This is a genomic window from Mesorhizobium sp. M1E.F.Ca.ET.063.01.1.1 (assembly GCF_003998155.1).
In the GTDB taxonomy this organism is placed as follows: domain Bacteria; phylum Pseudomonadota; class Alphaproteobacteria; order Rhizobiales; family Rhizobiaceae; genus Mesorhizobium.
Genome location: NZ_RZSC01000158.1, coordinates 1 through 9,991, shown reverse-complemented (window position 1 = coordinate 9,991; position 9,991 = coordinate 1). Strand labels below are relative to the sequence as shown.

Here is a 9,991-nt window from a genome sequence, read left to right as displayed (position 1 = left end):
GATTCAATGCAGGGTTGAAACCTGAGCGCAATTGGCGCGAGATCGCCGGCGGTGTCAAGCTGAAATAGTGGAAAATGAGAATATGGCAAGAATTACAAAAATTCGGGGCAAGTTCTCCCTGTCGTCAAAGGCGGAATTCGAAAAAAACGAAAGTCTCCCGAACGTATAGCGCACGGGAGACACTCGCGGAAGATTGCTGACGTGACGTCAACCTTGGCTCTGATGGGTGACGATCACTGGGATCAAAAGATCGCCCCAGTTGCCGTCTCCGCCGTGGTGCCTGGCGGAGCGCACCAGTTCCACCGACACGCCGGCCTCGACTGCCTTCATCACCGACTGGTTCAGCCTGTGCAGGTCGTTGGCAAGCATGCGGATCGTCGCCTGCTGGTCGACGCTCATCGCGCTCGACTGTTCTTCGGCCCTTTCCTTGACGCGGCTGATCGATGCCATTGCTGTTCTCCTCGATGTAAGTGCCCTTAGGGCGTTTCCTCTGACTTTTCTTCTGTTACTCGGCCGCCGGCCTGAACTGGTCGTGCTCGGTCGATTCATGCATGGCGGTGGTCGAAGACTGGCCGCCGGTGATCGCCATCGAGACGGCATCGAAATAGCCGGTGCCGACCTCGCGCTGGTGCTTGGTCGCGGTGTAGCCGTGGGCTTCCGCCGCGAATTCGGCCTCCTGCAGTTCCGAATAGGCCGCCATCTGGCGGTCCTTGTAGCCGCGGGCCAGCTCGAACATGCCGAAGTTCAACTGATGGAAGCCGGCCAGCGTGATGAACTGGAACTTGTAGCCCATCGCGCCGAGTTCCTTCTGGAACTTCGCGATCGTCGCGTCGTCCAGGTTCTTCTTCCAGTTGAACGACGGCGAGCAGTTGTAGGCGAGCAGCTTGCCCGGATGATGCTTGCGCACGCCTTCGGCGAACTTCCTTGCCTGCTCGAGATCCGGCTTCGAGGTTTCGCACCAGATCAGGTCCGCATGCGGTGCGTAAGCGACGGCGCGCGCGATGCAGGACTCGATACCGTTCCTGATATGGTAGAAGCCTTCGACCGTGCGGCCGGCGTCGTAATCGACGAAGGGCCGGTCACGCTCGTCGATATCCGAGGTGAGCAGCTTCGCCGCTTCCGCGTCGGTGCGTGCAACCACCAGCGTCGGCGTCCCCATCACGTCGGCCGCAAGCCGCGCCGCGTTGAGGTTGCGGATATGCGCCGCGGTCGGGATCAGAACCTTGCCGCCGAGATGGCCGCACTTCTTCTCCGATGCCAGCTGGTCCTCATAATGGACGCCGGCGGCGCCGGCCTCGACGAAGGCCTTCATGATCTCGAAAGCGTTGAGCGGCCCGCCGAAGCCTGCCTCGGCGTCGGCGACGATCGGCGCGAACCATGTGTCGACCGAAAGCCCCTTGCCCTCGGACGTCTCGATCTGGTCGGCGCGCTGCAGCGTGCGGTTGATGCGCTTGACCAGCTCAGGCGCCGCATTGGCCGGGTAAAGCGACTGATCTGGATACATGGCCGATGCGGTGTTGGCGTCCGCCGCCACCTGCCAGCCCGACAGGTAGATCGCCTTCAGCCCGGCCCGAACCTGCTGCATGGCCTGGTTGCCCGACATGGCGCCTAGCGCATTGACGAAGTCTTCCTCGTGAATGAGCTTCCACAGCCGGTTCGCACCATTTTCGGCAAGCGTCTGGCGAATCTGGACCGAGCCGCGCAGCCGCTTCACGTCTTCCGGCGAGTACGGCCGTTCGATGCCGTCGAAACGGCCTTCGGGCGCGGATGGGACAAGGTTGTAAAAATCGGTCATTGGGTCACTCCAGATCGTTCGTAGCCATGTCTTGGAACGCCGCGCCTGTGGAAGGATTTGCGCCGTCGGTATATGACATCATTTACATTGCGCTGCGAAAAACCGCGAATGAAACCAGCGTTTCGGCCGAAAAATAAGGGAAAATCTGTGTTGCATTTGACAAAGGGTCGCTGTAAATTTGTCAAACTTGTAAATGCCGACATTGATGCTGAGTGCGGAAAAGTATGTAAATTCTTGTCAAGGACATTGGGTTGGCCGACCAGAAGATTTTCGCCGGGCCGCGCATCCGCCGCCTTCGCAACGCCAAGGGCCTGACCCAGACGGCGATGGCCGAGGGGTTGGGCATATCGCCGTCCTACCTCAACCTCATCGAGCGCAACCAGCGGCCGCTGACGGTGCAGCTGATCCTCAAGCTGGCATCCGTCTACAAGATCGACCCGCACGAATTGCAGGGCGAGACCAAGGGATCGATCGCGGCGCTGAAGGAGATGTTCGGCGATCCGCTGCTGGCCGGTGAATTGCCGGGCGACCAGGAACTGATCGATCTCGCCGAGACCGCGCCCAATGCTTCCGCTGCGATGGTGAAGCTGTTTCGCGCTTATCGCGAGCAGGCCGAGCGGCTGTCGGATCTCAACGAGCTCCTGGCGCGGGAGGGCAGGGCGACCGCATTGTCCGGCACCCGCCTACCGATTGACGAGGTGCACGAAACCCTCGAGCGTCGGCCGAACCATTTCGCGGCGCTGGAGGAGGAAGCCGAAGCCTTCATTTCGGTGCTCGATCCTGGAGACGATCTGTTCGGCGCGCTGAAGGCATGGCTGAGGCGCGAGCACGGCATCGTGGTCAAGGTGCTGCCCGTCGCCACCATGCCGAACTGGCGCAGGCGCTATGATCGCCATTCGCAGCGCCTGTTCCTGTCCGAACGGCTCTCGCCCTTCGACCAACTGCGCGAAGTCGCCATGGAGGCCAGCCTCATCCGTATGACCGTGGCCGTGGCGAGCGAGATCCAGGCGTTGAAGCTCGGCACCGATGAGGCACGACGGCTCGCCCGCTTCGAGCTGGGCCGTTATGCAGCGCACGCGCTGATGATGCCCTACCAGGCTTTCCATGTGGCGGCGGTCCGCGCCCGCTACGACGTCGACGTCCTGCGTTCCCGTTTTGGCGTGTCCTTCGAACAGGCGGCGAACCGTCTGACCATGCTGCAGCGGCCGGGCGTCTCTGGCGTGCCGTTCTTCATGCTGGAGGTCGACAACGCCGGCAACCGCTTCCGCAAGGCGGGCAGTCAGGGCTATCCGCAGAGCCGCTTCGGCGGCGCCTGTCCGAAGCTTCCCGTCCATGCCGCCTTTTCGCAACCTGGCCAGATCCTGGTCGAGGCGGTGGAAATGCCCGACGGCGCCGAGTTCCTCTGCATCGCCCGCACGCTCGAAGGGCCGCAAGGCGCCTTCTCCGAACGGCCGCGGCGCACCGCGCTTCTGCTTGGCTGCGACATCGGCTTTCGCGACGAGATCGTCTACGGCGCGGCGCTGCCCGGACCGTTCGCCGGCAAGGCCGCGCAGGGCACGGTATTGGCAACGCCGGTCGGTCCGGCCTGCAGGCTCTGCGAGCGCGTCGGCTGCCTGGCCCGCGCCGAGCCGCCGGTGACGCGCCCGCTCGGCCTCGACGAGATGGTGACCGGCCTCAGCGCTTTCGATTTTCAGGGATAGCGCCTGCCCCCAAGGCCCGCGGTTTTCGGGGAGCGCGTTGGCTTTGTCCCACATTTCAGCGGTTGCTGGATCACGCCTGGCGCCCGCCTTTGCGCTACGCGAATGGGACATCGTCTTGTCGTCCCCGGTGGATCGTGCCGCCCGCAACTCGCTGACAGTCGTGTCCATGTCCGATACCGCATCGCCCCGCATTGCCTTGCCTGCCGTCTCGCCGCGCGAGGAGCGGATCGGCATGCTGCTGGTTTTCCTGTCGGCGCTGATGTGGAGCTTTGGCGGCACCATCGCCCGCTTCATCCATGTCGGCGACAGCTGGACCGTGGTGTTCTGGCGCTCGCTCTGGGCGGTGGTCTTCCTCATCGCCTTCATGCTCTGGCGCGATGGCTGGCGTGGCACCTCGAGGCTCTTCCGCGACATGGGCCTGCCCGGGCTCGGCGTCGCCTTCTGCTTCGCCACCGCTTCGACGAGCTTCATCGTCGCGCTCGCCTACACGACGGTCGCGAACATCTTGTTGATGCAGGCCGGCGTGCCGCTTCTGGCGGCCTTGCTCGCCTGGATGCTGTTTCGCGAACGTGTGAGCCCGGGGACCTGGGTCGCCATTGCCGCCGTCATCACCGGCGTCGCCATCATGGTCTCCGAATCCCTGGGCGGGTCCGTCTCGCCGATCGGCGATGGGCTGGCTCTGCTGATCGCGGTGATGTTTTCGTTCGCGACCGTGATCACCCGGCGCTTCGCCCATGTGCACATGGTGCCGGCCACATGCCTCGGCGCGCTGCTTGCCGGTGCTTTTGCCGCCTCCCAGGCCACGGAATTCGCCGTCCCCGCGCGCGACATGGGCTTTCTCTTTGCCTTCGGCGTCATCAATCTCGGCGTCGGCCTTGCCTTCTTCGCCATGGGCGCGCGGCTGGTGCCGGCCGCCATCGCGGCGCTGCTCGGCACCTTCGAGCCGATCCTCGGCCCGATCTGGGTCTGGCTCGTCCATTCCGAGGTGCCTTCGGTGCGCACCATCATCGGCGGCGCGGTCGTCGTCACGGCGCTGCTCGTCCATATCGCATTTGAGTTCAAGCGGCAGACACGCCCCGAGCGGCCCGGCATCACAGGCCTGCCGTCCCCTAATTGATGCTACATAAGCGTTTGCCATTGACAACCGTGTCGCCGGGCGGGCAGGCTGCAATTACGGCAACAACAAGACAGGCGTATCTTGCCAAGTGTCTCCGCCGGCCTCATCGGGGCCGGACCGCAACGTCATACTTCTGCTTACGCCGCGGCGAACGCCGCTGACGCCGCCCTGGTACCTTCCCGGAGGGGGTGCAAGGGCTGCAACCGCTACTCAACGATCCGGCGCGGCACCAGCGGCGCGCGCCTATTGCCTTCCGGAATGCTCAATAATCTGAACCAAACGCCGCCCCGCGCCCATATCGCGCCGAGCCGGCAGGGGAACATTCACCAAAGGAGAACATCATGATCCGCAAAGCGCTTTTGCTTTCGGCGACCTCGGCATTCCTGACCCTCTTTGCCGCAGGCGGCCATGCAGAGGACCGCGTCGTCAACGTCTACAACTGGTCGGACTATATCGACAGCTCGATCATCGATGACTTCACCAAGAAAACCGGCATCAAGGTCGTATACGACACCTTCGATTCCAACGAGATACTGGAGACCAAGCTGCTGGCCGGCGGCAGCGGCTACGACGTCGTCGTGCCCAGCGCCAACTTCCTCGCGCGCCAGATCCAGGCCGGCGTGTTCCAGAAGCTCGACAAGTCGAAGCTGCCCAACATCTCCAACATGTGGGATGTGGTTTCGGAGCGCACCGCCAAGTACGATCCGGGCAACGAATACTCGGTCAACTATATGTGGGGCACCGTCGGTCTCGGCTATAATGTCAAGAAGGTGCAGGCAGCGCTTGGCACCGACAAGATCGACAGCTGGGACGTGTTCTTCAATCCGGAGAGCCTGGCCAAGCTGAAGGATTGCGGCGTCTATGTGCTGGATTCGCCGGCCGACATCATTCCGGCGGCGCTGAAATATCTCGGCCTCGACCCGAACAGCACCTCGCCCGACGACATCGCCAAGGCCGAGGAAGCGCTGCTGAAGGTCCGGCCCTATATCCGCAAGTTCCATTCGTCCGAATACATCAATGCTTTGGCCAACGGCGATATCTGCCTGGCAGTGGGATGGTCGGGCGACGTGTTCCAGGCGCGCAATCGCGCCGAGGAAGCCAAGCAGGGTGTCGAGATCGGCTATTCGGTGCCGAAGGAAGGCGCCCAGATGTGGTTCGATCAGATGGCGATCCCGGCCGATGCGCCGCATGTCGCCGAGGCGCTTGAGTTCATCAACTACATGATGACGCCGGAAGTGATCGCCAAGTCATCGAACTACGTGCTCTACGCCAATGGCAACAAGGCCTCGCAGCAGTTCGTCGACAAGGCCCTGCTGGAGGACATCTCGGTCTATCCGGATGAGGAGACGACCAAAAAGCTCTATACCGTGCAGCCATACGATCCCAAGACACAGCGCGTCATCACGCGCACCTGGACCAAGATCGTCACCGGCCAATAAGCATCGAGACGCGACCCCGGCAGCCAACTGCCGGGGTCGCGTTCTTTGGAAGCAATTCCAGGAAAAGTGTGAAGCGGTTTTCCGTCCGGAATTGCGTAGGAACAAGGCGCCAATTCCAGGAAAAGTGTGAAGCGGTTTTCCGTCCGAGATTGCGTAGGAACAAGGCAGCAATTCCGGGAAAACCTTGAAGCGGTTATCCGTTCGGAATTGCGACAAGAACAAAAAGGCGAAAGCGGTTCTGCGTTTCCTTGAAACGATGAACCGTCTAGCGGCATGAAGCAGAACCGGAGTGGGGACAATGAAATCGCTTGGCAGCATCCGCAGGGATTTCGCGCCATGGAATGATCCGAACGCCAAGCCGTATATCCAGTTCGACAAGGTGACCAAGAAGTTCGGCGACTTCACCGCGGTCAACAATCTGTCGCTGACCATCTTCGAGCGTGAATTCTTCGCGCTGCTTGGCGCCTCCGGCTGCGGCAAGTCGACCTTGCTCAGGATGCTCGCGGGCTTCGAGGAGCCGACGGCCGGCCGCATCCTGCTCGACGGCCAGGACCTGCGCGGCATCCCTCCCTACAGGCGACCGGTGAACATGATGTTCCAGTCCTATGCGCTGTTTCCGCATATGACGGTGGAGAAGAACATCGCTTTCGGCCTGAAGCAGGAAGGCATGCCTGCCTCCGACATCGAAAAGCGCGTCGCCGAGATGCTCAGGCTGGTCAAGCTCGAGCAGTTCGCTAAGCGCAAGCCGCATCAGCTTTCCGGCGGCCAGCGCCAGCGTGTGGCGCTGGCCCGCTCGGTCGCCAAGCGGCCGAAGGTGCTTCTTCTGGACGAGCCGCTCGGCGCGCTCGACAAGAAGCTGCGCGAGGAGACGCAATTCGAGTTGATGGACCTGCAGCAGGAACTCGGCCTCACCTTCGTCGTCGTCACCCATGACCAGGAAGAAGCCATGACCATGGCCGACCGCATCGCCATCATGGACAAGGGCGAGGTGATGCAGGTGGCGACGCCGGCGGAAATCTATGAGGCTCCGACCTCGCGCTTCGTGGCGCATTTCGTCGGCAATGTGAACATGTTCGAGGGCAAGGTCGCCGAGCGGGCGGCGAATACGACGCGCATCACCGGCGCGACCGGGGCGCAGATCGTCGTCGAGAACGCCGCCGATGCCGCCAACGGCGCCGACATCGTCTTCGCGATCCGGCCTGAGAAGATCAAGGTCTCGTCGAAGAAGCCGGCCGACGCCGTCAATGCCCTGCAGGGCGAGGTCTATGACGTCGCCTATCTCGGCGACATGACCGTCTATCACATCAGGCTCGACGACGGTCAGATTGTCCGGGCAAGCGCGTTGAACGCCTCGCGCGTCACCGAGGACCCGCTGACCTGGAACGACCGCGCCTGGGTCTCCTTCCGGCCCGACGCCGGCGTCGTGCTGACCAGGTAGGAGCGACCCATGACCAACGTCGCCGCCACCGCCGCCCCGTCGACCCAAACCGCCGCAGCGCTGCCGACCAGGCTGGCGAAGGGATTCGTCGACCGCCTCGTCATCATCGTCCCCTATCTTTGGCTGCTGTTCTTCTTCCTCGTTCCATTCGTCATCGTCTTCAAGATCTCGCTGTCGCAGACGGCGATCTCGATGCCGCCCTACACGCCCGTGCTCGATTTCACCGACGGCGTTTCCGGATTCCTCGCGGGATTGCGCGAACTCAACTTCGACAACTACACCTGGCTCACCCAGGACGCGCTCTACTTCAACGCCTATGTGACCAGCCTGATCATCGCCGCCATCTCGACGGTGCTGACGCTGATCGTCGGCTATCCGATCGCCTACGGCATGGCGCGCGCGCCGGCGACGGTGCGCCCGACCTTGCTGATGCTGGTGATCCTGCCCTTCTGGACCTCGTTCCTGATCCGCGTCTATGCCTGGATCGGCATCCTGAAGCCGGAAGGGCTGCTCAACCAGATGCTCTTGTCGCTGCATCTCATCAGCCAGCCGCTGGTCATCCTCAACACCTACACCGCGATCTTCATCGGCATCGTCTATTCCTACCTGCCGTTCATGGTGCTGCCGCTCTATTCCTCGCTGGAGAAGATGGATTATTCGCTGATCGAGGCGGCGCAGGACCTCGGCTGCCCACCGACCGGAGCCTTCTGGAAGATCACCTTTCCGCTGTCGCTGCCAGGCGTCATCGCCGGCTGCCTTTTGGTGTTCATCCCCGCCGTCGGCGAGTTCGTCATCCCGGACCTTCTCGGCGGCTCGCAGACGCTGATGATCGGCAAGACGCTGTGGAACGAGTTCTTCGCCAACCGCGACTGGCCGGTCTCGTCGGCGGTGGCGGTCATCCTGCTCCTGGTGCTGACCGTTCCGATCATGTTCTTCCAGCAGGCCCAGGCGCGCGCGCAGGAGCAAGGCAAATGAACGCCACCTGGAGCCGCTTCAACGTCACCTCGATCGTGCTCGGCTTTGCCTTCCTCTATCTGCCGATCGTGCTGCTCATCGTCTTTTCCTTCAACGAATCGAAGTTGGTCACCGTCTGGGGCGGCTTCTCGACCAAATGGTACGTGTCGCTGTTCCACAATCAGGGCCTGATGGACGCCACCTGGGTGACGGCGCGCGTCGGCGTCATCTCGGCCACCGTGGCGACCGTGCTCGGCACGCTGGCGGCGATCACCCTGACGCGCTACACGCGCTTCAAGGGGCGGGTGCTGTTTTCCGGCATGGTCTTTGCGCCGCTGGTCATGCCGGAAGTCATCACCGGCCTGTCGTTGCTGCTGCTCTTCGTGGCGGTCGGGCTCGACCGCGGCTTCTTCACGGTCACGCTCGCGCACACCACCTTGACCATGTGCTTCGTGGCCGTCGTCGTGCAGTCGCGCCTGGTCTCCTTCGACCGTTCGCTGGAGGAAGCCGCCATGGACCTCGGCGCGCCGCCGGTGAAGACCTTCTTCCAGATCACCCTGCCGGTCATCATGCCGGCCATCGTCTCCGGCTGGATGCTGGCCTTCACGCTGTCGCTCGACGATCTGGTCATCGCCAGCTTCACGTCGGGTCCGGGCGCCACGACGCTGCCGATGAAGATCTACAGCCAGGTGCGCCTCGGCGTGACGCCGGAGATCAACGCCGCCTGCACGATCCTGATCGCCGTCGTCGCGATCGGCGTCATCATTGCCTCGATCGCCAACAAGCGCCGTGAGGTCCAGCGCCAGCGCGACGAGCAGGCGGCGCAGCGCGGATAGGCAACAGACGGTGGGCGAGACTGGCGCCCACCGTTCTCCCCACCTCGTGCGGAGAGAATATCTGCAGGCTTTTGCCGAACCTTATTGGCCCGAAATGCCGCGGCTGATCGGCGAGATGAACGGCGTGCTCCAGTTGCCGCCGACGAAGAACAGCGACTGGTTCGGGGGCTGCGGCGCCTGCACGGCCGTCTGGCCGCCGGCGGCCGGTTGCTGCGGCGGTTGCTGCGCGGGTTGTTGTGCCGGCTGACCGTTCGGAATGATGCCGCCGGAGAGCGCCAGCCCGTGCCCGGCATAAGAGGCGATGCCGGAAAGCCAGATCTTGTACTTCTGGGAATTGACCTCGGCCTTGTCCAGCCGTGCCACGCCTTTCGAGATGCTCGCCTTGATCTCGGCGCCGTCGATCGGCAGCGAGCCGTCGGCGACATCGTCGAGCGCGAAGAACCCTCCCTGTTCGTTGCGCTTGAGGAAGGCAGGCAGGTTGAGGCCGTTGAGCGAGCCCGGCCCGAATGTTGCCGAGAACGACCCATCGGCATTCTCGAAGATCGAATCCCAGGCCTTGCCCGGCCCCTTGAGGATGACCGAGACTGTACCGGTGCCGGCGGGCACCAGCCGCGTCATCCCCGCCGCGGTGGCGAAGGCGCCGGTGTCGACATCCGACGCCAGGAGCCGCATCTCGACCGCAAGCCGGACGGCACTCAGGTCGAGATGCGGC

At 63.1% G+C, this 9,991-nt stretch carries 9 protein-coding genes; 6 read left to right on the top strand and 3 right to left on the bottom strand.

Going from position 1 to position 9,991, the window contains the following annotated elements; genetic code table 11:
• Nucleotides 1-207: 207 nt before the first annotated feature.
• Nucleotides 208-450, bottom strand: coding sequence for a hypothetical protein (locus EOA29_RS14030; RefSeq protein WP_067327258.1), 243 nt, complete (start codon nucleotides 448-450; stop codon nucleotides 208-210).
• A gap of 55 nt (nucleotides 451-505) precedes the next feature.
• Nucleotides 506-1,795, bottom strand: coding sequence for an isocitrate lyase (gene aceA, locus EOA29_RS14025; protein WP_126092563.1), 1,290 nt, complete (start codon nucleotides 1,793-1,795; stop codon nucleotides 506-508).
• 251 nt (nucleotides 1,796-2,046) lie between these two features.
• On the opposite strand from aceA, the gene EOA29_RS14020 reads away from it, so the two are divergent.
• The 6 genes from EOA29_RS14020 (at nucleotide 2,047) to EOA29_RS13995 (ending at nucleotide 9,279) form a co-directional block, all read left to right on the top strand.
• On the top strand, nucleotides 2,047-3,495 hold the full coding sequence (locus EOA29_RS14020; RefSeq protein ID WP_127221034.1) for a helix-turn-helix domain-containing protein: 1,449 nt from the start codon (nucleotides 2,047-2,049) through the stop codon (nucleotides 3,493-3,495).
• Nucleotides 3,496-3,661: 166 nt separating this feature from the next.
• Entirely contained in the window at nucleotides 3,662-4,612 is a 951-nt protein-coding gene (locus tag EOA29_RS14015; RefSeq protein ID WP_127221033.1) for a DMT family transporter, read from the top strand.
• A gap of 341 nt (nucleotides 4,613-4,953) precedes the next feature.
• A complete protein-coding gene (locus EOA29_RS14010; RefSeq protein WP_127221032.1) occupies nucleotides 4,954-6,051 on the top strand; it encodes a polyamine ABC transporter substrate-binding protein in 1,098 nt (365 codons plus the stop codon).
• Nucleotides 6,052-6,349: 298 nt separating this feature from the next.
• On the top strand, nucleotides 6,350-7,489 hold the full coding sequence (locus tag EOA29_RS14005; RefSeq protein ID WP_126092567.1) for an ABC transporter ATP-binding protein: 1,140 nt from the start codon (nucleotides 6,350-6,352) through the stop codon (nucleotides 7,487-7,489).
• A 9-nt stretch (nucleotides 7,490-7,498) separates the two neighbouring features.
• Entirely contained in the window at nucleotides 7,499-8,464 is a 966-nt protein-coding gene (locus tag EOA29_RS14000) for an ABC transporter permease subunit (RefSeq protein WP_127221031.1), read from the top strand.
• Complete coding sequence (locus tag EOA29_RS13995; protein ID WP_126092569.1) at nucleotides 8,461-9,279, top strand: ABC transporter permease subunit; 819 nt, start codon at nucleotides 8,461-8,463, stop codon at nucleotides 9,277-9,279. The genes EOA29_RS14000 and EOA29_RS13995 overlap by 4 nt, the downstream gene beginning before the upstream one ends.
• A gap of 81 nt (nucleotides 9,280-9,360) precedes the next feature.
• On the opposite strand, the gene EOA29_RS13990 is transcribed toward EOA29_RS13995, so the two are convergent.
• Nucleotides 9,361-9,991, bottom strand: a 631-nt coding sequence (locus tag EOA29_RS13990; protein ID WP_281061074.1) for an AsmA-like C-terminal region-containing protein, incomplete at its 5' end; no start/stop codon positions are given.